Origin of the sequence: Streptomyces sp. NPDC007907 (assembly GCF_042959365.1) — a bacterium.
GTDB lineage: Bacteria > Actinomycetota > Actinomycetes > Streptomycetales > Streptomycetaceae > Streptomyces > Streptomyces indiaensis.
This window is the reverse complement of sequence record NZ_JBIBKR010000003.1, coordinates 360243-384016: the sequence shown is the minus strand read 5'-3', so window position 1 is coordinate 384016 and position 23774 is coordinate 360243. Positions and strand designations below refer to the sequence as shown.

Sequence of the window (23774 nt, the reverse complement as noted above, 5' to 3'; positions counted from 1 at the left end):
CTCGGCGTCGGCGGAGCGTTCAGGCTACGTCGCCGCCGACCCGCGCGGCCTGCCCTTTCGCTCTGCTCCGTGCCGGGGAGCGTGGCCGATCCCCGCCCCTTACCGATCAGTCGCGCGTAGGGTCGGAAAGGAACGGACCCAGGCCGACGAAGGAGTCAGCACCATGGCCCAGGAAGTACACGGCGTGATCGCACCCGGCAAGGACGAGCCGGTGCGGATCGAGACGGTCGTGGTGCCCGACCCCGGCCCGGGCGAGGCCGTGGTGCGGGTGCAGGCCTGCGGGGTGTGCCACACCGACCTGCACTACAAGCAGGGCGGCATCAACGACGAATTTCCCTTCCTGCTCGGCCACGAGGCCGCCGGCGTGGTCGAGGCGGTCGGCGCCGGTGTCACCGATGTCGAGCCCGGTGACTTCGTGATCCTCAACTGGCGTGCGGTGTGCGGGAAGTGCCGGGCCTGTCTGCGCGGGCGGCCCTGGTACTGCTTCGACACCCACAACGCACAGCAGAAGATGACCCTCGCCTCGACCGGCCAGGAGCTGTCCCCGGCCCTCGGCATCGGCGCCTTCGCGGAGAAGACACTGGTCGCGGCCGGGCAGTGCACCAAGGTCGACCCGCGCGTGGCCCCGGAGGTGGCCGGGTTGCTCGGGTGCGGTGTGATGGCCGGCATCGGCGCCGCGATCAACACCGGGAACGTCGGCCGCGGCGACTCGGTCGCCGTCATCGGCTGCGGCGGGGTCGGCGACGCCGCCATCGCAGGATCGCAGCTGGCCGGAGCGGCGACGATCATCGCTGTGGACATCGACGACCGCAAGCTGGAGACCGCCCGCTCCATGGGCGCCACCCACACCGTCAACTCGCGCGAGAACGACCCGGTCGAGGCCATCCGCGAACTCACCGGAGGCTTCGGCGCCGACGTCGTCATCGAGGCCGTCGGCCGCCCCGAGACGTACCGGCAGGCCTTCTATGCCCGCGACCTCGCCGGCACCGTCGTCCTCGTCGGCGTCCCCACACCCGAGATGAAGCTCGAACTGCCGCTGCTCGACGTCTTCGGCCGCGGCGGGTCCCTGAAGTCCAGCTGGTACGGCGACTGCCTGCCCTCCCGTGACTTCCCCATGCTGGTCGACCTGCATCTGCAGGGGCGCCTGGACCTCGGTGCGTTCGTCACCGAGACGATCCAGCTCGACGAGGTCGAGAAGGCCTTCGAGCGGATGCACCACGGCGACGTGCTGCGCTCGGTGGTGGTGCTGTGATGACCACGCGCATCGAACACCTCGTCACCTCCGGGCAGTTCAGCCTTGACGGCGGCACCTGGGACGTCGACAACAACGTGTGGATCGTCGGCGACGACCACGAGGCGATCGTCATCGACGCCGCCCACGACGCCGACGCCATCGCCGAGGCCGTGGGGGACCGCCGGCTCACCGCCATCGTGTGCACCCACGCCCACAACGACCACATCGACGCCGCCCCCGCCCTAGCCGAGCGCACCGGCGCCACCATCTGGCTGCACCGCGACGACCTGCCACTGTGGAAGCAGACCCACCCGGACCGCGAACCGGACGCCTGGCTGGTCGACGGCCAGACGATCGAGGCCGGCGGCGCCGACCTCAGGGTCCTGCACACCCCGGGGCACGCGCCCGGCGCGGTCTGCCTCTACGACCCGGGACTGGGCACGGTCTTCACCGGGGACACCCTCTTCCAGGGCGGCCCCGGCGCCACCGGCCGGTCCTTCTCGCACTTCCCGACGATCATCGACTCGATCCGCGACCGGCTGCTCGCCCTGCCGCCCGAGACGACGGTCCGCACCGGCCACGGCGAGTCCACGACCATCGGCGCGGAGGCCCCGCACCTGGAGGAGTGGATCGCGAGGGGCCACTGATCGTGTGCCGCCCGTGGAGCCGACCGCGTGTCGCTCGTAAAAGGCGACAGAAGATGTCCGGCTTACCCGTCACGCTGAAGGCGACACGCAGTCACCGTCACGGGAGGTCGGACATGTCAGCTCCGTTGCAGCACAAGGTCGCACTGGTCGCCGGTGCGACCCGGGGAGCCGGGCGGGGGATCGCCGTGGAACTCGGCGCGGCCGGCGCCACCGTCTACGTCACCGGCCGCACCACCCGCGCCCGCCGCTCGGAGTACGACCGGCCCGAGACCATCGAGGACACCGCCGACCTGGTCACCGCCGCCGGCGGCCGGGGCATCGCCGTCCCCACCGACCACCTCGACCGGGCGCAGGTCCGGGCCCTCGTGGACCGGATCGCCGACGAGCAGGGCCGCCTCGACGTCCTGGTGAACGACATCTGGGGCGGCGAGAAGCTCTTCGAGTGGGACACCCCGCTGTGGGAGCACGACCTCGACAACGGCCTGCGTCTGCTCCGGCTCGCCGTCGAGACGCACGCCGTCACCAGCCACCACGTCCTGCCCCTGCTGCTGCGCAACCCCGGCGGCCTGGTCGTCGAGGTCACCGACGGCACCGCCGACTACAACGCCGGGAACTACCGGGTGAACTTCTTCTACGATCTCGCCAAGGCCTCCGTGCTGCGCATGGCCTTCGCCCTCGGCCACGAACTCGGCCCGCGCGGCGCCACCGCCGTGGCCCTCACCCCCGGCTGGCTGCGCTCGGAGCTGATGCTCGACGGGTTCGGGGTGCGGGAGGAGAACTGGCGCGACGCTCTGGAACGCGTCCCCCACTTCGCCATCTCCGAGACACCGCACTACGTGGGCCGGGCCGTGGCCGCGCTCGCCGCCGACAAGGACGTGTCGCGCTGGAACGGGCAGTCTCTGTCCAGCGGCGGACTGGCCCAGGTGTACGGCTTCACCGACCTCGACGGCTCCCGCCCGGACGCCTGGCGTTACCTGGTGGAGGTCCAGGACGCGGGGAAACCCGCGGACGTCACCGGCTACCGGTGACGCGGAAGCGCTGCGGGACCGTCACAGGCCCCTCTCGACGAACCGGTCCAGCAGCGCGTCCAGCCCGGCCGCCAGGCCCTCCGGGCCGCCCCGCTCGGCCAGGGCGGGTGCGATCGCCCGGAGCCGCGGCAGCTCCTCCGACGGCAGGCGGTACAGACCGAGCCGGAACGCGGGGTCCGGCTCCCTCGGGTTGTCCACCATGGCCCGCAGCTCCACGGACACGTACCCGAGGACCCAGGCGGTGAAGACGCGCAGGACCAGGGCGGAACGGGTCTCCTCCACACCGGCGTCCCAGAGCACGTCGAGCACGCGTTCGTGGTCCCGCAGGACCGCCGGCGCCCTGCGCGCCAGAGGCACCTCGGTGAAACGCGTGAAGACAAGCGGTGCGGCCTGAGGGTGGTCGAGACAGACCTCGTAGGTGATCCGGGCGATGCGGTGCAGTTCGGCCCGCCACTCGGGGCTCGCGGCCACCGCCGCCGACTCCGCCTCGGCGAGCCGGTCCTCCAGCTCCAGGAACAGGGCCTCCACCACCCCGTCCAGCAGCGCGGTCTTGCCCGGCGCGTAGCGGTACAGGGACATGGCCTCCACACCGAGCTCGGCTCCCAGCCGGCGCATGGTCAGAGCCGACACGCCGTCGCGGTCGACCAGCTCCAGGGCCGCGGCGAGAACCCGCTCACGGCTGAGCCTGCCGGGACGTCCGTCCTCGTCGCCGCCGGGCCCTGTGCCGTCCGCCATGACCTGCCTCCTTCCCGCAGCTCCCGCTCACCCGTCATGTCCTGTGCAGTTCGCCCCACACGACGAACCGGTGGACGTAACGGCCGTCCCACCCGCGGTCCGTGCAGGTGATGAGGGTGATCCGGGCCTTGTCGGGCCGGGCTCCCGGCTTGCCGGGGACGGGAAGGAGGACGCCCACGTCGGAGGGCTCCACCACCTTGCTGCGGGTGACCCGGTACGTGTAGGTGGTCCCCTGCCGCTCGACGGCGATCGTGTCACCCCGCCGCAGCTCCGTGAGCCGGTTGAAGGGCTGTCCCCAGCCCGTCCGGTGACCGGCCACCGCGAAATTGCCCGTCTCGCCCGGCAGTGCCGACTGCGGGAAGTGCCCGGGGCCCTTCGCCAGCGCCTGCTGTGAGACGCCCTCGACGATCACCGGCGCGAAGCGCTCACCGAACCGGGGGACGCGCAGTACGGCGAAGGCCCGGCCCTCGCGAGGGCCGGGCTCGTCCGCACGGGCCTTCGCGGGTGGGGCGTCCGATCGCCGGAGATCTTCGCGCAGCGCCTGCTGCGTGTGGCCGTAGGCGTCGTCCGCCTGCCGGTCGTGGAAGATCTTGACGCCGCCCAGGGCCAGGCCGACGAGAATCAGACCGACGCCCAGAAAGCGCAGCACCCTTCTCATCCCGGACCTCCCGCAGTGCGGTGGGGCCACGTCGGTGGCCCCGCCCCGGCGACCTCGTCAGGCGTCGTCCCCGGCCTTGCGCGGGATCAGCCGCAGTGCGGCGCATCCCGCCGAGACCAGAACGAAGACGACGATCCAGAACCAGACACTCCCGGGGCCCCCGGTGACCGGCAGCAGCCCGGCCCCGGTGGTTCCACCGGCTGTGGTGCCGGCGCCTACATAGTTCGCCATGATCTTTTCCTTTCTTCGCGCGGATTTCTTTGTGGAACGTCGTGTGCGAGTCGTGCGTGTGTCACCAAGCGCGGTCCCTGCGCAGAGCCGTGTCCGCGAGCGCGCGGAGGTGGACGCCCTGGAGGAACAGGTCGTAGAACCATTCGGGCAGGACCAGCATCGAGGCGATCGACACGCGCCAGCCCCGGGACTTCACGGTGACCGCCCGTTCGATGGCGTAGAACGCCGTGAAGGCGATCCAGAACGGAGCGATCCGCACTCCCGCGCCGACGGCGAGGAACCAGACGACCGAAACCAGGTAGGCGGTCGACACGGAGGCTCCGAGGAACGCCACGAGCTGTCTGGCCCAGCCTTCCGTCGTGTAACGCGTGAGGCCGTAGTCGATCAGGTTCTCCAGCGCGCCGCGCTTCCATCGGAGGCGCTGCTTGGCGAGGGCAGGCCAGGTCTCCATGACTTCCGTGGTCATGGTGGCCCGTGTGGGGGCGACGATGCGGTGGTGCAGGTGCTTCAGGGCCAGGGTCAGTTCGTTGTCCTCGGTCAGCGCCTTGGTGTCGTAGACGCCCTCGGCCGGAGGGAGCAGGCCGGACCTGCGGGCCTCGAGGACCTCCTTCAGGGCTCCGGCGCGGAACAGGCAGGCGGTGCCGGTCAGGCACAGCACCTTGCCCTTCTTTCGTGCGGTGTCACGGGCGTACCGGGCGAACTCGTTGCGCTGGAACGCCCCGCACAGCCGGCCGCCGGAGCGACCGCGGAACGTACCGCCGACCGCGCCGTACCCCTGAGCCATCTTCCTGCGGGTGACCTCGATGAACTGGGGGTCCAGGAAGGTGTCGGCGTCCTGGACGAGTATCGCGTCCTGATCGGAGACGACCGGCAGCAGTCTGCTGAGCGCCCCGTTGAGATTGCCGGCCTTCTTGTGCCGGTTGCCGACCGAGTGCCAGACCTCGGCGCCGCCCGCCCGGGCGACGCGCTCCAGCTCGGCGGTCCGGCGGCTGTCCGTGTGCGGGTCGAGCGTCACGATGACGCGGTCCGCGGGGCGCGTCTGCGCCCGCAGCGCCTCCAGCACCCGGGGCAGTGAGTCCACCTCCTTGTAGGCGGGCACGAGCACGATCACCCGGGGGACTTCCTGCGGTGCGATGGGCGTCTCGGTCATCACGTGCTCCGTGCCACTGGAGGAACAATCACCTGATGTCCGTAATCTTACGTTGTAAGCGTATCCGTGCAACTTATGCCGTCGGCTTCACCCGTCTGTTTAGCTCGTCGGTTCAGCTCGTCCACGGCTGCCGTGGGCTCACACGGCCCCATGGGGAATGTCACTGTTCCGTCCCAGCCCGGCCGGCAGCACAACCGCAACCGTTCTCCGTCCGTCTAGCTGGCAGACATCGCAGACCCGCATTCGCGAAAGGGCATGACCAGCCATGGGGGACGTACGCAGACGGAGCGCCGTCGCACTGGGGATCACCGGACTGGTGGCACCGCTCACGCTCGCACTCGGCGCCGCACCGGCCCAGGCCGCGAGCTGCACCACGCAGGCCGGCCCGTACCAGAAGAAGGTGGAGAAGTTCCTCGGCCGTCCGGTCGACGGCAAGCAGTCCGCCGCCGACTGCAAGGCCATCAAGGCCTTCCAGACCAAGCACGGCATCTCCCCGAACATCGGCTACGCCGGCTCCGTCACCTGGGGGGTGATGGACCTGATGCAGAAGCAGAAGGCCGTCGGGAAGACCCCCAACAAGGACGGCAAGTGCCCGGTGAACAAGGGCCGCATCGCCTGTGTGAACCTCACGCTCCAGCTGAGCTGGATCCAGGACGGCAAGAAGCTCGTCTACGGCCCCGTCCCGGTCCGCACCGGCCGCGACGGCTACGAGACCCGCACCGGACTGAAGAAGATCTACTGGCGCAACATCGACCACGTGTCGTCCATCTACAACGTGCCGATGCCCTACGCCCAGTTCTTCGACGGCGGTCAGGCCTTCCACTCGGTCGGGGTCAGCATGTGGAACCCGCCGGGCTCGCACGGCTGCACCAACATGACGAAGACCGACGCCAAGAAGTACTGGTCGCTGCTGAAGAAGGGCGACGACGTCTTCATCTACGGCCGCAAGCCGGGCACCTGATCCCAGCCTGAGCCCGCCCTGCCGCGCGGACTCGTGCGCGATGATGCCCGGCAGGGTGTAATGGGCCGCCACCCAGGCGTTCACCGACGGCAGTGTGCGGTGGTTGACCGCGGCCACGAGGTTTTTCACGCTCGGGCATCAGCTCGCCGTGCCGGTCGGCCTGGAGACGAAAGTGTCCGACTTCCACGACCGGGCCCGCGGTGCGGCCGTCTTGGCCATCAAGGTGCTGGTGCTGGGATCGGCCGAAGCGAGACGGACAGTGAACTTCCCGGCGGCGAAAGGTGCTCGCAGGCGGCTGATGTGAACAGCCTCACGTTTACCGGGAGATGGACGTGATCAGTAACACTGTCCGATATGACCGTTTAGCTCGTGATTACTCACATCGTCTTCACGTCTGGCGACGTATGCTTCACAGCATGTCCACCACTGTTGAAACCTCATCCGAGCGATCGGCTGACGAGGTCAACGAGGAGATCCGCGCGTTGTGGCGCCGGTCGGGCGGGACACTGAGCGTCGAGCAGCGCGAGGAGTACCAGCGGCTCGTCCTGGAGTGGGCCTCCGCGGCCCCGCAATCGGCGCCCGCGGCCTGACCCTCGTCCCGGCCCGCTGACCGTCGGACCCTCGTCGAAGGGCACCCCGGATCCCATGGGTGCCCCCCTTGTCGCACTCTCCTCGGCCGTCCTCTACGGCATCGTCGTCCCCCAAGGTCTCGGCACCACTCGAGCAGGGACGGGCCCCTCACCGACGGCCTGTGCCGGCCTGCCCGTCCCCACGCCCCGTCGCCCGCATCATCCCCAGGTGGCCGAGTAGTACTGCCGGTACGCCTTTCGGTCCTGCTCCGCGCGGATCCAGCGGGTCGCCACCAGGGCGACGAGGCTGCCCGCGATGACGAGCATGCCGGGGCCGACATTGCGCGGGTCGGTGAGGCGGCTCAGCAGGGTCGACACGTCCGTACCCGTGATCGGGGCCGGCGAGCCCGGCGAGGCGGCGCCCTGCGTCGCCGAGGGTGCGGGTGCCGCGCCCGTACCGCCCGCCGACTTCGCCACGATCAGCTTGACGCCCAGCTCGGTCAGCGCCTTCGTCACCGGCTGGAAGAACGTCGTACCGCCCGCCCTGCAGTCGCCGCTGCCGCCCGACGTCACGCCGAGCGCGATGCCGTCGGCGAACATCGGGCCCCCGCTGTCGCCGGGTTCGGCGCACACGTTGGTCTCGATGAGGCCCGTCACCGTGCCCTCGGGGTAGTTGACCGTGGCGTTGAGCGCGGTCACCTCCCCTTCGCGCAGTCCACTGGTGCTGCCGCTGCGGAAGACCTTCTGCCCGACCTCCGCGTCGGCGACGCCCGTGATCCGCACGCCCTTGCCGTCGCCGACCGCGACGACGTCCGCGCCCCTGCCCGCACGCCCGCCGTCGTACTTCACCAAGGAGTAGTCGTCGCCGGGGAAGCTCCCCTTGAGCGAGGTGCCGACCTGCTGCCGGCCCCGGTCGTCGGCGAACCAGATGGAACCGTCCGGCCCGCAGTGCCCGGCGGTGAGGATGAAGTCGCTCTTGCCGTCCGTGACGTTGAAGCCCGCCGAACAGCGCCCGGCCGTCGACAGGATGGGCTGCGCGCCGTTGATCCGGGTGGTGAACGTGCCCTCGGTGCGCTCCATGCGCACGAAGGAGCCGATGCCCTCGGCGACTTCGGTCATCCGGGACCAGTCGGAGGCGGAGACGGTGCTGTCGCCGCGCACCACCACCTGGTTGTTCTTGTAGTCCAGGGCCCATGAGGTGCCGGGGACGCGGGGGGCCGAACGCAGTGTCTTCGCCGCGGACTTCAGGTCGCTCATGCTGTGGCCGACCATCTTCGCCCGCGCACCGGCCCGCTCGACCTCGGCCGCCGCCCGTTCGTCGGTGACCGCCACGACCGGCCGCCCGGCCGAGTCGACCCAGCTGCCCGCCGTGCGGGAGTTCCCGAGCCGGGACACGAGGTCGCTGCCCTCACCCGTCGCCGGCGGCGCGGTGAAGGGGACGCCGATGGACGGGGGCGCGGGCTCGCTCGCCACGGCGGTGGTGACCATGGCTCCTCCGAGGAGGAGTCCGCCGACGGCCGCCAGCCGTGTCACTCGCCGGACGACCCGTCGTCGTGCGTGCCTCATGCATGGCTCCCGAACCCGAACATCACGATGCGAACAGCGCGGGGCCCTCCTTGAGTTGAGTGCCCCTCATTCATACGGGGCGCACCCGTGCCGCGTTCAGCGCACCGGTGATCTCTTCCGCGTCAATCCTGGACCGGCCCCGCGAGCAGCGCCCCGCTGCGGGCGTCGCCCCACACCGAGTCCGGGTCGACGTAGGGCCGCAGCAGGGCGGTGAGCGCCGCGTCCCCGCGGCCGTTCAGCTCGTCCGAGGCGATCTTGCGGGCGATCCCCGCGAGGAAGTCCGCCACCTGCACCCGGGCGTCGTCCCGCGCGACGACCAGCCGCAGCCCGGCCAGGCCGATCCCGGCCCGCCGGGCCGTCCCCTCGATCCACGCGATGCGGTCGGGTGTCAGCATGTTCTGCCGGTCGTGCACCAGGTGTACCGTCCGCCCGTCACCGCTCCAGAGCGCGGCCGTGCGCACGATCGCCGGGAGCAGGGGGTTGAGCAGCGGGATCAGCGGCGGCCCGGCCAGGAAGCCGTCCCGGTACGACACCGCGAGGGACCGGGTCGCGGAGAGCCGCTCCAGGACCCGAGCCGCGTCCGTGCGCGGATGCGCCCGGCGCAGGGCGTCGACGGTGTCGTAGAAGACGTCCACCGGGTCCCCGTCGTGACGGACCCGCAGCAACTGGTTGGCTGCCTCCAGGAACGCCCGCCAGCCGGTCTCTCCGAAGTCCGTGCGCCCCGCGCGGAACAGGACGGCCGCCTCGTCCGCGTCGTCCAGCAGCAGGCCGACCGTCCGGTCCACCACGAAGAACGTCTTCTCCATGAGGTGCACGCGCGCCCGCCCGTGGATCGGCCCCCGCGGCGCGAGCAGCCACTCCAGCACCGCGCGGTGCTTCTCCCGCAGCAGGTGGTTCGCCTTGTACTCCTCGGCCGGTGAGCGGATCCGGTCCCGGATCTCCCGCACCGCCGCCGCAGCCGCCGCCTCGGACAGCGAGACCCCGGCGTGCGCGAACACGTCCGTGTTGCCGCCGGTGAGGTTCTCACCGTCCGACCCCGACTCGTCGCAGGCGACCTCCAGGACCGTGTCCGCCGCCCCGCCCCGCCGCCCGTTCACATGATTCCCGCTCACCGCACAGCCCCCTATCGTGTGCCCATGCCCAGGATCCCGCACGAACCGTCCGGTGAGCCGAATCCCCTGCAAGCCCTCACCCTCGACCGTCTCCGGCAGCGCACGAGCATGAAGTGGCGCACGTATCCGGAGGACGTGCTGCCGCTGTGGGTGGCGGAGATGGACGTGCCGCTCGCGGAGCCCGTCGTCCGCGCCGTCACCGACGCACTCCGCCTCGGCGATACCGGCTACCCGGCCGGCACCGCCTACGCGCAGGCCCTGGCCGCCTTCGCCGGGAAGCGGTGGGGATGGAGCGGGCTCGCCGTGGAGCGCACCGCCATCGTGCCCGACGTCATGCTGGGCGTCGTCGAGATGATCAAACTGGTCACGGGCCCCGGCGATCCGGTGGTCGTGAATCCGCCCGTGTACCCGCCGTTCTTCATGTTCGTCGAGCACATGGACCGGCGCGTGGCCGAGGCTCCGCTCGGTGCGGACGGACGCCTCGACTTCGGGGTCCTGGAGGAGACCTTCCGCAAGGCCGTGGCCGGTGGGCGGCGAGCGGCGTATCTGCTGTGCAACCCCCACAATCCGACCGGCACCGTGCACACGGCCGAGGAGCTGTCCGCCGTCGCCGGCCTCGCCGAGCGGTACGGCGTCCGCGTCGTCGCCGACGAGATCCACGCCCCGCTCGTGCTCGGCGACGCCGGCTTCGTGCCGTACCTGAGCGTGCCGGGAGCCGAGCGCGGTCTCTCCCTGATGTCGGCCTCGAAGGGCTGGAACCTGCCCGGGCTCAAGGCCGCCCTGGCGATCGCCGGGCCCGGGGCCGCCGCCGACCTGGACCGGCTGCCCGAGGAGGTGGGACACGGGCCCAGCCACGTCGCCGTCATCGCCCACACCGCCGCCCTGCGAGACGGCCTCGCCTGGCTGGACGCCCTGCTGGCCGGGCTCGACACCAACCGGTGGCTGCTCGCGGACCTGCTGGCCGAGCACCTGCCCGCGATCCGCTACCGCCCGGGCGACGCCACCTACCTGGCCTGGCTCGACTGCCGCGCACTCGGACTCGGCGACGACCCGGCCGACGTGTTCCTGGAGCGCGGCCGGGTGGCCCTCAGCTCCGGCCTCCCCTTCGGTACGGGCGGCGCCGGCCACGCCCGCCTCAACCTGGCGACGTCGAAGGAGGTGCTCGCGGAGGCCGTGCGCAGAATGGCGGCGGCGCTGCGCTGAATGCGGCCGTACGCTCGTACACTGCCCGCCATGGACGACAGGACGCTGGACGGACTCGGCGCGGGAAAGTACCTGCTGATCACCAGTTACCGCAGGAACGGCACACCGGTCGCCACCCCGGTCTGGGTGGTGCGCGACGGCGCGGCGCTCGGCGCGTGGACGGCCGCCGACTCCTGGAAGGTGAAGCGGATCCGCAACCGCGCCGATGTGCTGGTGGGGCCCTGCGACCTGCGCGGCAAGCCCACCGGCGACCCGGTGCCCGCGACGGCGGAGATCTGCGACCCGGCCACCACCGCGCGCTACCGGCAGCTCATCGCCCGCAAGTACGGTCTGACGGGCCGGCTGACCCTGCTCGGCAGCCGGTTGCGCCGGGGCGTGGACGGCACCGTGGGCATCCGCATCACCCCCTGACGACCGGCCGGCGCGTGCGCGGCGAAAGGCCGCCCGGGGGCGTCAGCTCCAGGCCCGGTACGGCTCGTCCAGGAGCTGGAAGACCGGCTCGCCGCGTACCGGGTCCTTGGCCGTGGACAGCCGTACCCGGTCCCCGCTGTGGATGCCGATCGGCGGGCCCATCACCCGGCCGCGCACCACGAAGCCCTCGGCCATCTCGATCATGGAGACGTTGCGCGCCGCAGGGGTGTTGCGGTGCACCACGGTGGAGTGGCGCACCGTGCCCGTGCCCTCGGCGCGCTCGGTGCGCAGTTCGCTGCCCCGGCAGACCGGACACAGCAGCCGGTGGTACATGGCGGTGCCGCACCAGGTGCAGCGCTGGTAGAGGATGGCCTCCGAGCCCTGGCCCCTCGGGTCGAGCAGACCCGTGGCGGAGCCGGCTGCCTGCTGAGTGACGCTTCCTGAGTGGTACACGCTGGTCAACTCCCTGCCCTCGGCCGGAATCCGTGCACGCGATCACTCGCGCACACGGGTGCGCGGCTCGCCGTGCCACCGTGCACGCAGCACAGAGTATGGCACTGAGTGCCACTCGTAAAGGCACTCCGTTCCCTCAATCTGCGGAGCCTCAGCCCCGCCCCAGCGTCGTCTCGATCTCCTGCACCACCCGCCACAGCGGTGCCCCGCGCCGCGACACGACGACCACGACGTCCTCCGGCTGCTCCACGGCGGGCGGCATCGGCACCCCGCCGAACGCCGACTGCACGTAGGCCAGCGCGTGGTCGACCGCCGCGCTCGCCTCGCCCTCCCCGTCCGAACGCAGCCAGGACCGCAGCGCGTTGTTGTGCGCCGCGACCACGGCCGCCGCGATCACGTCGGCCTGCAGGGTGCCGTCCCGCCGGGCCCGGAAGCGCCGGCGCAGATAGGCGGCGAGAGCCCGCTCGTAGCGCCAGACGACCGACAGCTCGTAGGCCCGCAGCCCCGGCACCTGCTTGGTGAGGCGGTAGCGCTGCACGGAGAACGTCGGGTTCTCGGCGTACATGCGCAGCACCAGCCGGGCCGCGTCGCAGACCCGCCGCACGGGTTCGTCGTCGTCGGAACCGTCGGCGAGGAACGCCGTCATGTCGGCCAGGCAGCGCTCGTGGTCCGGGAAGACCACGTCCTCCTTGGAGGGGAAGTAACGGAAGAACGAGCGCCGTCCGACCCCGGCGAGCGCCACGATGTCGTCGACGGTGGTCTGTTCGTACCCCCGCTCCAGGAACAGCTGGAAGGCCGCCGCGACCAAGGCGTCCCGCATGGGCGGTTTCCCGGAGCCGGCCTCGGCTTTCTCGGAGCTCATGAGCGCGAACGTAGCACCCGGCGAATGGTCATGGCACTCGGTGCACTCTCCCGGGGGTACTGAGTGCTCTGCCTTTCGGTTTCCCGAGCCGGTCTTTGAACCCCGGAGGCGGTGGCCGCGTATCCAATGCCGTGGCAGGCGGCGTTCGCCCTGTCGCGGCACCAACATCAGGACGATCCCCGAAGACGGGCGCCCCCGGGCCCGGACGAAGGAGAACAGCGTGTCGACACCGTCCGAGCCACGGCCGCCGCAGGACGGCCCGGTCCTCGAACCCATCCGCGTCCTGCGGCCCCGCCGGACCGACGCACTCGCGGAACTGATGCGGGAGTTCCAGCAGGAGACCGGCCGGGAACCCAGCCGCGAACCCGACGGCTACGAGCCCGTCGGGCTGCCGGCACATGGGCCCGGCTCCGAGGCGTCCCGACCCACCTCGGGCTCGGAGGCCTCCCGGCCAGGGTTCGGCCCAAAGGCGGCCCGACCAAGGCCCGGCTCGGAGGCGACCCGTTCCGAGGCGGCCGGTTCGGAGGCCCTGACGCAGGAACTCCCGCCCGTCGGCCGCGAGCACCGCCGGCGTGCGGACACCGTGCCCCCGGGAGCCGGGTTGCACCGCGCCGCCGTCGCGGTGGCCGTCCTCGCGGCCGCGGTGCTCGGCTTCGGCGGTGCGCTCCTGCTCCGCGGCGAGCCCGGCGACGACCGCGCGGCACCCGCGCCCGCCCCGCCCCGGTCCTCCGCCTCCGCCTCCGCCTCCGCACCCGAGCCCACGCCCACCCCGTCCGGCCCGCCCGCCACCGCGCCCGTGGACCCCGACGGCGCCGGCACCCTGCGCGAAGGGGCGTCCGGCCCGGAGGTGACCGAGCTCCAGCAACGCCTGCTGCGCATCCCGGACGTCTACCGGGACGGCTCCACCAGCGGCCGCTACGACCCCACCCTCACCGCGGCGGTCGCCCGCTTCCAGCTCTGGTACGGCATCCGCGGCGACGAGACCGGCGTCTACGGCAACGACACCCGGGCGGCCCTGGAGTCGCGCACCCCGGCGGGCACGACCTGATGTGTGACCATGGCCCGCATGGACGAGTTCATTGACCGGCTGAACCCCGAGATGTACGTGGTCACCGCCGCCGCGGGCGGTGAACGGGCGGGCTGTCTCGTCGGGTTCGCCTCGCAGTGCTCGCTGCGGCCCGTGCGGTTCGTGGTGTGGCTGTCCGAGCTCAACCACACGTTCCGGGTGGCCCGGAACGCCGACGTCCTGGCCGTGCACCTGCTCGGCCGCGAACAGCACGCGCTGGCCGAGCTGTTCGGCGGGCACACCGGCGACCGGACCGACAAGTTCGGGGACGTCCGTCTGCGGGAGGCGTACGGCGGAGCCCTGGTCCTGCGGGACGCGCCGGCCTGGTTCGTCGGCCGGATCGTGACGCGCACGGGCGGCGGCGACCACATCGGCTTCGTCCTCGACCCGGTCGAGTGGGGCGGCGACGAGGACCACGACGGGCCACTGCTGCGTCTGTCCGACGCCCTCACCATCGACCCGGGCCACCCGGTCGACTGACGGCGCTCCCCGTCTGTCGAACGCCGGGCAACGGCTGGGAAAAACGCCGGGACGACGGGGCCGCCCGGCGTCACCCTGGGCCCGGGCGCGGAACGCAGCGCCCGAACCGCCGCGAACCGAAGGCTCGCCCATGAACGGCTCCCGCATCCCGGGCCTGCTGCTGCCCACCCTGTTCCTGCTGGCCCTGCTGGTGAGCCTGTGGTGGTACTGGCGCCACCGCGGGGACCTGTGAAGCGGCGCGAGCCCGGGGTGCTTCCGGCGGACCTGCGCGGAGGACGGCGAGCCGCCCCCTAGCGGTCCTGCACCCCGGGGACCCTGACGTCCACCACGCACACGTCGTCGCGGCGCACGTCCGGCAGCATCCGTGCCAGCAGCGGTCCCAGCGACGCGGGCCCGTCGCCGTGCGGGGCCGCCACCGCCTCGGCGAGCTCCTCCAGGCCCCGGTCGATGCTGTGCGGAGGGTGCTCGACCAGGCCGTCCGTGTACAGGATGAGCCGGTCGTCCGGGTACAGACGGCACTCGGCCTCCTGGTAGACCGGCGTGGCCGACGCCCCGAGCAGCATGCCGCCCGGGCGGCGCAGGTACCGGGCCTCGCCGTCGCGCAGCAGCAACGGCGGGGGATGCCCGGCCTGCGCCCAGACCAGGCGACGGCGAAGGGGGTCGTAGCGGGCCAGCACCATCGTGGCCGTCGTGTGGGAGTCGCGCGAGTGCAGCAGCAGCGTGTTCAGCCGGGCGAGCGCGCCCGTCAGGGACGAGCCCGTGATGACCATGCCCTTCGCGGTGAACCGGAGCTGGGCCATCGTGGCCACGGCGTCGACCCCGTGCCCGGCGACGTCGCCCACCACCAGCAGCGCGCTCCCGTCGGGCAGTTCGATGGCGCTGAACCAGTCCCCGCCCACGTGCACACCCGACTGGGCCGGCAGATAGGCGACCTCGACCCGCAGCCCGGCCAGGTTCACGGGACGGTTGGACATCGGCAGCAGCGCGTGCTGGAGCCGGGAGGCCAGGGTCCGCTCGGCCTGGAGCACGTCGTGCTGCGTCAGGATCGCCCGCTCGCTCTCGACCAGGGCCAGCTCCGCCCGGCGGCGGGCGGTCATGTCCTGTACGAAGCCGTGCACCTCCACGGGTGTGCCGTACCGGTCGGGCACCGCCTCGGCCACCAGCCGCAGATGCCGGATGCCGCCGCTCGTCCGGATCCGGAACGGCACGTCGAACGGCCGCCCGGCATGCACGAGTTCACCGATGGCGCGGGTCAGGGCGGGTGTGTCCTCGGGCAGCGCGAGCTGCGGCACCTCGGGCAGGCGCACCGGACCGTGCCCGGGGTCGAGACCGAAGAGGGAGAACACCTGGGTCGACCAGGACGCCTCCTGCCTGGCCAGGTTCCAGCTCGCCCAGCCGAGGTTGCCCAGTCGCTGCAGGTCCGCCAGCCGCTGCTCCTGCCGGTCGGAGGAACCGTGCCGGACCCACGAGACGACGAGGGCGTCGCCCAGCGGTGCCACGCGAGCCGTGTACACGGACAACGCGGCGACGCCCCCCGCGACTTCCTCGTGCGCGAACGGTTCGCCCTCGTACGCCGTCCCGGTGGCCAGCACCTGAAGACAGCCCTGCCACAGCGGCTCGACAGCCAGGGACGGGCGCAGTTCCAGCAGCCGCCGCCCGGCCGTTTCCTCACCGCTGCGGCCCAGCAGGTCACCCACCTGTGCGGTCGCGGCCTCCACCCGGAAGTCCTCGGTCTCACCGGTCGCGGCCCGCAGCGGGGTGAGGAGCATCGCCGCGACGGGCAGCGCCTCGAACAGCGCCTGCACCGCGTCCGTGGCCGCGTCGGCGTCACGCTCGGGCGGGGTGTCCAAGGCCCGCAGCCGGCCGGCGCACAGCCCGGTGACGCCCTCCAGGTGGGCGCGGTCGCGCGGGGTGAACGCCCCGGCCCGGCCGCGCAGCACACCGATGCAGACTTCGGCGGAGCCCGCGGCGAGCACGGGCAGCCAAGCACGCGAGAGCCACCGGTCGGCGGGGTCACCGATGAGGAGGTACCGCCGTTCGTCCGCGGGGAAGTCCTCCAGCCAGCGCGGCTCGCCCGCCCGCAGCGCGTCCAGTGCCGCCATTCCGCTCAGCGGCGGGACCTGGCCCCACTGGGCCGCCAGTTTGTCGTCGATCCCGGCGTGCCCGATCAGCTCCAGGCCGCCGTCGGGCCTGCGGGCGTAGATCAGGACGGCGTCCGCGGCCATGTCGGGACCGAGATGCTCCAGCAGACAACCGGCGAGGTCCTGCGGGGTCAATACTCGAACGAGGGCCCGGCCGAGCCGGGCCAGGGCTGCGGTGACGTCGTCCGGCAATGCCGAGTGCTCCGGCGCTCCTGCCCGGTCGGGAGCCTCGGCGTCGTCGGCCTCGCTCCCGGCGCCCGGGCGGGACGACATCGGCGCGAGGGTACCGAGGGTGATCCAGCACTCCTCGAGCAGGGTGTGAGGGCTGGCCTCGGCCCGTCGGCGCAGCTGTTCACCCGCCGCGTCGGCGGAACAGCCGGTCAGTGCCATGACCGCGCCCTTGGCCCGTTCGACGACAGCGGAGATGGCCGCCTGGTCGCGCAGCCGGTCCAGCTCGGCGCGCTGCCGGGCGACGATCTTGGCCAGTTCGACCAGGTCCGGTGCGGCACCGGGCTGCGCCGGCGTCACGGGCTCGCTCGTCACGCGTCGAGCATTGCACATCTGGCCCGGTTCGCCGACCGACTTGTGGGCAGGGGTTGCTCCCCCTTCCCCGAGGTCCCTCCCGGCACATCCGCCTCACGGGGAACGCTCACCGTCCACCGCGCGGATACAGCCACAGCCGGAACAGCCGGCTGAGCCGCGGCATGACCAGGTAGGTCAGCAGCGGCAGCAGCACCAGCGGGAAGACGGCCGCCCGCAGGGGCAGTGGCCAGCCGGTGGTGTGGGGCGTCACCAGCCACTGGATGAGCAGGGTGAGGGGGTAGGCACCGAGGAAGGTGGTCAGGACCATCTTCCACCGGGGCGGGGCCTGCACGGTGGTGCCCGGCAGGCTGAACCAGGTCTCCATCCCGGTCGTCGACTGGCGATCGCTGCTGACCTCGGTCGCGACGTCCTCGATCTGCCGGTGCCAGTGCGCCCGCTCCTCGGACTCCAGCCAGGCGGCGAGACGGTGCGGATCGGACCAGCGCAGTACCGCGTGGTAGCGGTGGCCGTCCTCGGGCGCCAGCCAGGAGACGCCCTCGTTGCCGGGGAACTCTCGCGCGCAGCGGGTGATGCCGTGCGTCCACTCCTCGAACCGCCGCTCCCGGCCGGGGCGCACCTGCCAGGTCAGGACCGTGGTCACCGGCTCACCGCGCCGGCCCGTCGTGGTGCTCATTCCCTCACGTGTGCCACGCCGGGCGCCGGTCATGCCCGGCGGCTCACGTCTGTCGGTTCGCCTCGACCAGGGCCTGCGTGACCGCCCGGACGCTGCGGGCGATGTGCTGGAGCTGCATGACCTCCGCCGCGTACAGCTTGATCGTGTGCTCGATGACGCCTTCGTGCAGGCCCAGCCCGGGCAGGTCGGCGCGGGCGGTCTGCAGAGCGGTGCGGGCGACCCGGATCTCGTTCTGGACCTGGATGTGGGCGTGGCGTGCGAGGAGGACGGGGTGGCGGACGAACGCCGGGTATCCGGCGTAGCGCGTGGGCACCAGCTCGCGCAGCCACTTGGCCGCCGAGCGCTCCCAGTCGTAGCTCCCGGGGGTCTTGACCTGGCAGGGCCAGTCCGGGCTGATGCGCGTAGTCGTCAGGGGCATGATCATCGCTTCCGGGTGTGCGGCGTCGCGTGGGTGGACGACGGGTCGGGGCGGCCCCGGCCTAGGGGATGGCCGGGGCCGCCACGGACACCCGGGACCCGGAGTGGGTAGGACCCGGCTCCACGGGTGCGGAACGGATCCGGAACTGCCGGGTCGCGATCCGTGAGCAGTATTTATATATGCCATCCGGTTTGCAAGGAGCATGAAAACATTCATGCGAGCTTTGTTGCGGATGGTCCTCATGTGGGATCCGCCGTACGCGGCTCAGTCCCTGAGAAAGAACTGGTGCTGGTCGGCGACCTGCTCGTACTCCTCCAGACGCGCCTGGGTCCGCTCCGGATCCGCGTCGGTCATGGCCTGCAGCAACGCCGAGCACATCACGCCCGGGGCCGCGTAGGAGTCGAAGACCAGCCGCGAGCCCGTCCCGATGGCGAAGACGACGTCGGCCTCGTCCGCGAGCGGCCCGAGCGCGAGGTCGGTGATCAGGGCGACCTTGAGCCCGGCGCCCCGCGCGACCCGTACCGCCGTCAGGGTCTCCTGGGCGTGCCGCGGCATGGAGAACGCCAGCACCCACGTGCCGCCCGCCTCACGCGACTGCAGCAGTGCGTCGTAGGCGACGCTGCCGCCCCGGGTCACGAGGCGTACGTCCGGATGGATCCGCCGTGCGGCGTAGGCGAAGTACTCGGCGAGCGAGACGGAGATGCGCAGCCCGAGGACCGTCAGGGGAGCGGACGAGGACAGCTTGCGGCCGACGTCGATGACCAGGTTCGGGTCGGCCAGGTCGCGCCGGAGGTTCTCCAGGTTCTCGATCTCGGCGTCGACCGCCGCCTGCAACTCGTTGCCCCGCAGTTCCTCGGCCGGGCCGACCGCGAGGGTGCCCAGCGCGATCGACTGCAGCTTCTCCCGCAGTGCCGGGTATCCGCTGAAGCCGACCGCCGAGGCGAACCGCGTCACCGAGGGCTGGCTGACGCCGACCCGGTCCGCGAGATCCGTGATCGACAGGAACGCCGCCTCGGTGATGTGCTCGATCAGGTACTGCGCGATACGCCGCTGCCCCGGGGACAGCCGGGGCCGGTCGAAGAGCGTCCTGAGCTGGGCGGACGGGGAGACCTCCGCTTCGGGGGCGGCCTTCCCCGAGGTGATCGCGGATGCCTGTGCGCGTGCCTGCTGCGGCGATGCCACCGGTGCGCCTCCTTCATCTCCCACGGACGTTCAACATAGCTCACGCACATGGTGACCAGGGCTTCTCCGGGCTGCATGAGCCGCCCCGCGGGGGGTTACCCGTACGCCGGGCGGGAACCCGCCGCCGCACACCACCGAAGAAGGAGCTGTTGGCCATGACCGTCCCCGAGGAGAACCGGCCCAAGACCGAGACCACCGACGAACTGCTGGAACAGCACGACGAGAACCGCACCCGCCCGCCGGGCGCGACCGGCCGCACGATGCGCGAGGCACTGGAGGAGGCCGAAGTGCGCCCCGACGACTACGACGATCGCTAGGGACACCTCCCGCACCGACCGAACCGACGACGCTTCCGGCAGGAGAGACGGTATGAGCGCGCTGAGTGCGCTGGAACAGACCCTGGAGAACCGCTGGGACGCGCTGTGGGCGCGGCTCCGCGACAAGGAACCGGTCGAGGTCCTCGACGCCCTGCGGCGTGAGTGCGACGACAACGCCGTCGTGTGCAGTGAGGGACGCGTCATGGTCCCCAACGCCTACGACGTGGAACTCCCCGACGACGTGCACGACCATCTGACCCGTACCGGCACCGACGTGGGGCAGGCCCTCACCGACCGTCTGTCCCGCCACGCGGAACGCCGCGGCTACGAGTTCGCCGGCCCGCTGGCCGTCCACGTGGCGAGGTGCCCCGACGTGCCCAACGGCCGATACCGGGTGGCGAGCAGGGTCATGCAGCACGTGAGCGCGGACGGCTTCTTCCACGCGATGCACTGACGTACCCGCGCTGACGTACCCGCGCGCCGCGGCACTCAGCGGCGGTACAGCGTGATCGAGTGCCCGACGTCGTCGACGGGGCGGCTGCCGCCGATCAACTCGGCCAGCCGCCCCGTTGCCTTCGCGGCCGCCGAGTCCGACACGGCCAGCAGCCCCCGCACCTCGCGGACCGGCACCCGCCGGGGATCCGACGCCTCGATGCCGTAGGAGGACGGCACCCCGCCGCCCTTGTACACGAGCCACACCCGCTCGCCCGGATACCGCTCCCGCAGCCGCTGCGCGAGCCGCCCGAGATCCTGCCCCCAGTCCACGTTCGAGTCGTGCAGCCACTCCCGCGTCCTCGCCGGTCCCCCGAACGCCTCGTTGGAATAGGGCAGATAGTACGGGTACGTCCGCACCGAACTCAGCGCGACGACCGCGACCAGCACCGCCACCCCCGAGGACACCCACCGCGACCGCAGCACGAGCACACACCCCGCGGCCACCGCGAGGAACAGGGGCAGGAAGAGGGCGTACCGGGTGCCGAAGTTCCGCGCCCCCTGCATGGCCGCCACCAGCAGCACCAGGGGAGCGGCGAGTACATACGGTGCGGCAGGGCGCAGTCTGCGGACGGCGACGAGGGCCGCGGCGCCCCCGGCCCACGACGCGAGCATCCCCAGCGGCGTCTTCACCAGCAGCGCGGCCGGCAGGTAGTACCAGAGCGAGCCGTCGTACCGCCGCCCGTACAGGAACCCCTGCCACGGCCGGTTCTCCAGCCCGAACTGCACCCGCATCCCGTCCCGGTAGGCCTCCGGGAAGGGCATCGCCTCCACCAGCAGCCCCCGCAGCCCGCGCACCACCGGCACGTGCTGCTCCGGAGCCCAGCGCAGCCGCGGATCGACCATCAGATACGTGAGCCACACGACGGCGATCGCGACCAGGACCACGCCGCCCGCGGCCGCCACGGCCCTGCGCCGGCTGCCGCCCGGCGACCGCCGCACCGACACGGCGGCCAGCAACGTCAGCACCGGCACGGCGGGCAGTGTGCTCATCTTCGTGGCCAGGGCGGCGCCGAGCGCCGTCGCCGCGAGCGGCAGGTACAGCCGGGGCGCACCGCGCGCCCGCCACATCAGCCACGCCGATGTCAGCACGAACCCGGCGGCCGGCACGTCCAGCGTGGCGAGCGAACCGTGGGCGATGACGTCGGGGGAGAAGCAGTACAGCGCGAGTGCCGCCAACCCCGCGGCGCGCCCGGCCAGTTCACGGGCGAAGGCGAAGACCACCAGCCCGAACGACAGGGTCAGCGCGATCATCGGAAGGCGGGCCCACAGCATCAGCCGCGAGGGGTCGTTGCCCGACCCGTACAGCAGATGCCGGCCCCACCGCCCCTGGTCCCCGGTGAAGAAGGGGTCGATGTGCGGATCCGCGAGGGCGACGCCCGCGCCGATGGCCAGCTTTCCGAGCGGTGGATGCTCGGGGTTGTGCCGCAGCCGGTGTTCGTGCACGTACTCCGCTGCCGCGCCCACGTACACCGGTTCGTCGATCGTCGGGGTCTGCTGCACGGCGGTCGTGACCATCGCCAACGCCATCTGCGCGAGCAGGACCGCCATGAGGAGGGGCACCGGCCATCGTCTGCCCGCCCGGGGCGTGGCGCCGGCCCGTGCCGGCGGCGACAGCGACACGGGCCGCGGAACGGCGCGAGCGATCCGGAGGTCCCACATGGACCCACTCTGCATCAGCCCCCGTCGAAGAAAGCGCTACCGCCGCACGAGCCGCACCGACAGACCGTCAGCTGCATAGAGGGCAACGGCCCGCAGCGCCCTCGAGTCCAGCTCGACGCGGTCGAACCGGCCGCGCACCTGCGAGGCCGACAGCACCGGCACGGTCGTCCCCGAGACGGGTGGCCGCGCGGCGTCGAGGCGCAGCGACAGCACACTGCCCCGGCCCAGCAGCACCCGCCGGCCCACCGTCAGCGCCGGGCCGTGGTCCCCGCGCAGCAGCAGGTCCAGCGTCGAGTCGCCCTCCTGGACGTAGGAGCCGCGCACCCGCAGCACCCGGTCCGCGCGGAGTGTGCCGCCCGAGACGCGGACGTCGCCCTCGCCCAGGGCGCGCGGCGACGCGGCCACCAGGGTCCCGCCTTCCAGGGTGGTTCCGCCGTGGTAGCCGTTGTGGCCCGTCAGGGTGAGCGTGCCCGAGCCGCGCTTGGTCAGCCCGCCGTCGCCTTGGATGTCGTTGCGCCAGCTGTCGGCCCCGTGGAAGCCCCCGGCCGTCGCGTCCAGCGTCACGGTGACGTCCCGCTCGAAGGCTCCGTAGCCGTCGGCCGCGGCGAACAGGTTCAGCCGGCCCCACTGCTCGAAGCCGTCCAGCAGGACGTACCCGGAGGGCAGTGCGGTCGTGCGCAGCACCTCGCGCCGCTGGTCCGCGCTCAGGTACGGCAGCCGCGTCTCCAGCAGCACCTCCGCACCCTTCGGCACCGTGAGCGGGTCCTTGCGGCCGCGGCGGGGCAGGATGTACTGGGCCGCACCGCACGGGCGTTGGCGTCCCGGTCGGCGTAGGGGTCGGTGCCGGTGTCCGCGGAGTGCGCGTACGCGTACAGGGAGTCGGGCGTGGTGCCGGTCTGCCGCGTGAAGTAGGCCAGGGCCTGTGCCCGGGCCGCTTGCTTGAGGCCGGCGTTCGCCGGGTCCGCGAGGGTCGCGGCGGCCAGGGCGGTGGCCATGATCCGGCCGCCGAGTACGTCTACGGGGGAGTGCATGCCCGCGACGATCCGGGTGTGGGCGAGCTCCAGGGCGCGCGTCACCAGCTCCTGGAAACGCTCCGGCACCGCGTACGCGTAGGCCAGCGACGCCAGGTGCAGGGCGTTGGTGTGGCCGCTGGGGAAACCGCCGTCCTCGGCGGGCTTGTCGCCGCGCTGGCGCAGCAGTTGCGGGGCGACGACGACCTTCGACTCGTACACCGGGAAGCCGAACTCGTCGGTCCGGCCGGTGTCGACGACCTCGCTGTCCTCGTTCATCCGCCAGGGGCGCGGGTACTGGTAGGCGAGCTTGGCCGGGTTGCCGGAGGCCCAGTTGCCGCGCAGGGTGTCCACCAGCCGTGCCACCTGGCCGAGTTCGGAGTCGTACGAGCCGGCGCCCAGCGCGGAACCGGCCGGGGCACCGGCGGGCACCGCGTCGTTCACCTTGGCCGGCGGTGTGCCCTCCGGCGCGCCGGTGATCGACGTGACCGCCTTGGCGCCCGATGTGTAGAGCGCGGCGAGCGGTCCGAGACCCTCGATCATCGAGTAGCTCTGATGCTGGCGGTCGATGACGAAGGCCTGCTTCGCCTCGGCGTCGGTGCGCTCGGCGGTGATCCGCTCGCAGTAGCGCACGTTGGCGCGCAGGATCTCCGGCATGAGCGGTGTGCCGGTGTTCCAGTCGCCGGTCTTCCACATCTCGGCGAAGCCCACCAGCGCCCGGACGACCGCGTTGGTCTCGGGGGTCTGGTTCGTCAGGAGGTTGGTCTTGTAGTCGTCGACGAACGCGGCGGGGGTGGTGGCGGCCTTCGCGTCCGCGGCGCCCAGCCACCCGACGAAGGCCGGCGCGGCGACCAGCGCGGCCGAGCCGCCCAGGGACGTTCTGAGGAAACCCCTCCGGTTCAGGGTGGGGGAGTGGTGCCCGGCGGATGACGGCATGGGTGTGCCTCTCTTCAGTTCTTCGGCGACGCGG

The 23774-nt window shown here is 72.1% G+C and carries 25 protein-coding genes and 2 pseudogenes; 12 read left to right on the top strand and 15 right to left on the bottom strand.

Annotated elements, in window-relative coordinates:
• The first annotated feature begins 163 nt into the window (after positions 1–163).
• From ACFZDI_RS13110 to ACFZDI_RS13100, 3 genes are all read left to right on the top strand, one after another.
• Entirely contained in the window at positions 164–1252 is a 1089-nt protein-coding gene (locus ACFZDI_RS13110) for an S-(hydroxymethyl)mycothiol dehydrogenase (RefSeq protein ID WP_391250104.1), read from the top strand.
• On the top strand, positions 1252–1881 hold the full coding sequence (locus ACFZDI_RS13105; protein ID WP_361112547.1) for an MBL fold metallo-hydrolase: 630 nt from the start codon (positions 1252–1254) through the stop codon (positions 1879–1881). The genes ACFZDI_RS13110 and ACFZDI_RS13105 overlap by 1 nt, the downstream gene beginning before the upstream one ends.
• Positions 1882–1994: 113 nt before the next feature.
• Positions 1995–2909: an SDR family oxidoreductase gene (locus ACFZDI_RS13100; RefSeq protein ID WP_391250101.1), complete on the top strand. Its 915-nt coding sequence runs from the start codon at positions 1995–1997 to the stop codon at positions 2907–2909.
• A 21-nt stretch (positions 2910–2930) separates the two neighbouring features.
• Here the strand turns inward: ACFZDI_RS13100 and ACFZDI_RS13095 are convergent, their stop codons facing one another.
• The 4 genes from ACFZDI_RS13095 to ACFZDI_RS13080 form a co-directional block, all read right to left on the bottom strand.
• On the bottom strand, positions 2931–3644 hold the full coding sequence (locus ACFZDI_RS13095) for a TetR family transcriptional regulator (protein WP_391250099.1): 714 nt from the start codon (positions 3642–3644) through the stop codon (positions 2931–2933).
• 34 nt (positions 3645–3678) lie between these two features.
• Positions 3679–4293, bottom strand: coding sequence for a class E sortase (locus tag ACFZDI_RS13090; protein ID WP_391250097.1), 615 nt, complete (start codon positions 4291–4293; stop codon positions 3679–3681).
• 66 nt (positions 4294–4359) lie between these two features.
• Positions 4360–4533, bottom strand: a complete 174-nt coding sequence (locus ACFZDI_RS13085) for a hypothetical protein (RefSeq protein ID WP_234850104.1) — start codon at positions 4531–4533, stop codon at positions 4360–4362.
• Positions 4534–4594: 61 nt separating this feature from the next.
• A complete protein-coding gene (locus tag ACFZDI_RS13080) occupies positions 4595–5683 on the bottom strand; it encodes a glycosyltransferase family 2 protein (RefSeq protein ID WP_361112558.1) in 1089 nt (362 codons plus the stop codon).
• A gap of 265 nt (positions 5684–5948) precedes the next feature.
• On the opposite strand from ACFZDI_RS13080, the gene ACFZDI_RS13075 reads away from it, so the two are divergent.
• Positions 5949–6644, top strand: coding sequence for a L,D-transpeptidase family protein (locus ACFZDI_RS13075; RefSeq protein ID WP_391250094.1), 696 nt, complete (start codon positions 5949–5951; stop codon positions 6642–6644).
• Between the two features lie 3 nt (positions 6645–6647).
• Here the strand turns inward: ACFZDI_RS13075 and ACFZDI_RS13070 are convergent.
• Positions 6648–6773, bottom strand: a pseudogene (locus tag ACFZDI_RS13070) (gfo/Idh/MocA family oxidoreductase); the annotation flags it as partial.
• On the opposite strand from ACFZDI_RS13070, the gene ACFZDI_RS13065 reads away from it, so the two are divergent.
• Together ACFZDI_RS13065 and ACFZDI_RS13060 are read left to right on the top strand one after the other, a co-directional pair.
• Complete coding sequence (locus tag ACFZDI_RS13065; protein WP_391251156.1) at positions 6748–6948, top strand: hypothetical protein; 201 nt, start codon at positions 6748–6750, stop codon at positions 6946–6948. The pseudogene ACFZDI_RS13070 and the gene ACFZDI_RS13065 overlap by 26 nt on opposite strands.
• Positions 6949–7048: 100 nt before the next feature.
• On the top strand, positions 7049–7234 hold the full coding sequence (locus tag ACFZDI_RS13060; protein WP_033312444.1) for a hypothetical protein: 186 nt from the start codon (positions 7049–7051) through the stop codon (positions 7232–7234).
• A gap of 198 nt (positions 7235–7432) precedes the next feature.
• Here ACFZDI_RS13060 and ACFZDI_RS13055 read toward each other — a convergent pair whose 3' ends face one another.
• The gene (locus tag ACFZDI_RS13055; RefSeq protein ID WP_391250092.1) at positions 7433–8779 is read right to left on the bottom strand and encodes an alpha-lytic protease prodomain-containing protein; all 1347 of its coding nucleotides are present in this window, start codon (positions 8777–8779) and stop codon (positions 7433–7435) included.
• Positions 8780–8901: 122 nt separating this feature from the next.
• Positions 8902–9891 carry a hypothetical protein gene (locus ACFZDI_RS13050; RefSeq protein WP_391250090.1) on the bottom strand — a complete coding sequence of 330 codons (990 nt, stop codon included), beginning with the start codon at positions 9889–9891 and terminating at the stop codon, positions 8902–8904.
• A 24-nt stretch (positions 9892–9915) separates the two neighbouring features.
• Here ACFZDI_RS13050 and ACFZDI_RS13045 point away from each other — a divergent pair, with 24 nt between their 5' ends.
• Positions 9916–11094 (top strand): aminotransferase class I/II-fold pyridoxal phosphate-dependent enzyme, encoded by a 1179-nt coding sequence (locus tag ACFZDI_RS13045; protein WP_391250088.1) that lies wholly within the window; start codon positions 9916–9918, stop codon positions 11092–11094.
• 30 nt (positions 11095–11124) lie between these two features.
• Positions 11125–11505, top strand: coding sequence for a PPOX class F420-dependent oxidoreductase (locus tag ACFZDI_RS13040; protein WP_391250086.1), 381 nt, complete (start codon positions 11125–11127; stop codon positions 11503–11505).
• A 42-nt stretch (positions 11506–11547) separates the two neighbouring features.
• Here the strand turns inward: ACFZDI_RS13040 and ACFZDI_RS13035 are convergent, their stop codons facing one another.
• Positions 11548–11958 (bottom strand): Zn-ribbon domain-containing OB-fold protein, encoded by a 411-nt coding sequence (locus tag ACFZDI_RS13035; RefSeq protein ID WP_234850110.1) that lies wholly within the window; start codon positions 11956–11958, stop codon positions 11548–11550.
• 151 nt (positions 11959–12109) lie between these two features.
• A complete protein-coding gene (locus tag ACFZDI_RS13030) occupies positions 12110–12778 on the bottom strand; it encodes a TetR family transcriptional regulator (RefSeq protein ID WP_372486692.1) in 669 nt (222 codons plus the stop codon).
• Positions 12779–13040: 262 nt separating this feature from the next.
• Here ACFZDI_RS13030 and ACFZDI_RS13025 point away from each other — a divergent pair, with 262 nt between their 5' ends.
• Both ACFZDI_RS13025 and ACFZDI_RS13020 read left to right on the top strand, forming a co-directional pair.
• The gene (locus ACFZDI_RS13025; protein ID WP_391250083.1) at positions 13041–13868 is read left to right on the top strand and encodes a peptidoglycan-binding protein; all 828 of its coding nucleotides are present in this window, start codon (positions 13041–13043) and stop codon (positions 13866–13868) included.
• 9 nt (positions 13869–13877) lie between these two features.
• Positions 13878–14366: a flavin reductase family protein gene (locus ACFZDI_RS13020; protein ID WP_361112581.1), complete on the top strand. Its 489-nt coding sequence runs from the start codon at positions 13878–13880 to the stop codon at positions 14364–14366.
• 290 nt (positions 14367–14656) lie between these two features.
• Here ACFZDI_RS13020 and ACFZDI_RS13015 read toward each other — a convergent pair whose 3' ends face one another.
• The 4 genes from ACFZDI_RS13015 to ACFZDI_RS13000 form a co-directional block, all read right to left on the bottom strand.
• Positions 14657–17050, bottom strand: a complete 2394-nt coding sequence (locus tag ACFZDI_RS13015; protein WP_391250081.1) for a SpoIIE family protein phosphatase — start codon at positions 17048–17050, stop codon at positions 14657–14659.
• A 106-nt stretch (positions 17051–17156) separates the two neighbouring features.
• Entirely contained in the window at positions 17157–17723 is a 567-nt protein-coding gene (locus ACFZDI_RS13010) for an antibiotic biosynthesis monooxygenase (protein WP_391250079.1), read from the bottom strand.
• 43 nt (positions 17724–17766) lie between these two features.
• Positions 17767–18141 carry a hypothetical protein gene (locus ACFZDI_RS13005; protein WP_234849763.1) on the bottom strand — a complete coding sequence of 125 codons (375 nt, stop codon included), beginning with the start codon at positions 18139–18141 and terminating at the stop codon, positions 17767–17769.
• A gap of 264 nt (positions 18142–18405) precedes the next feature.
• The gene (locus tag ACFZDI_RS13000) at positions 18406–19323 is read right to left on the bottom strand and encodes a MurR/RpiR family transcriptional regulator (protein WP_234849764.1); all 918 of its coding nucleotides are present in this window, start codon (positions 19321–19323) and stop codon (positions 18406–18408) included.
• A 155-nt stretch (positions 19324–19478) separates the two neighbouring features.
• Between ACFZDI_RS13000 and ACFZDI_RS12995 the strand changes: the two genes are divergently transcribed.
• Together ACFZDI_RS12995 and ACFZDI_RS12990 are read left to right on the top strand one after the other, a co-directional pair.
• Positions 19479–19640, top strand: coding sequence for a hypothetical protein (locus ACFZDI_RS12995; protein ID WP_234849765.1), 162 nt, complete (start codon positions 19479–19481; stop codon positions 19638–19640).
• 52 nt (positions 19641–19692) lie between these two features.
• Complete coding sequence (locus tag ACFZDI_RS12990) at positions 19693–20094, top strand: FhaA domain-containing protein (protein WP_391250076.1); 402 nt, start codon at positions 19693–19695, stop codon at positions 20092–20094.
• Positions 20095–20129: 35 nt separating this feature from the next.
• On the opposite strand, the gene ACFZDI_RS12985 is transcribed toward ACFZDI_RS12990, so the two are convergent.
• Both ACFZDI_RS12985 and ACFZDI_RS12980 read right to left on the bottom strand, forming a co-directional pair.
• Positions 20130–21809, bottom strand: coding sequence for a phospholipid carrier-dependent glycosyltransferase (locus ACFZDI_RS12985; protein ID WP_391250074.1), 1680 nt, complete (start codon positions 21807–21809; stop codon positions 20130–20132).
• 21 nt (positions 21810–21830) lie between these two features.
• Positions 21831–23740 (bottom strand): annotated as a pseudogene (locus ACFZDI_RS12980) (phosphatase PAP2 family protein).
• Between the last annotated feature and the right edge of the window lie 34 nt (positions 23741–23774).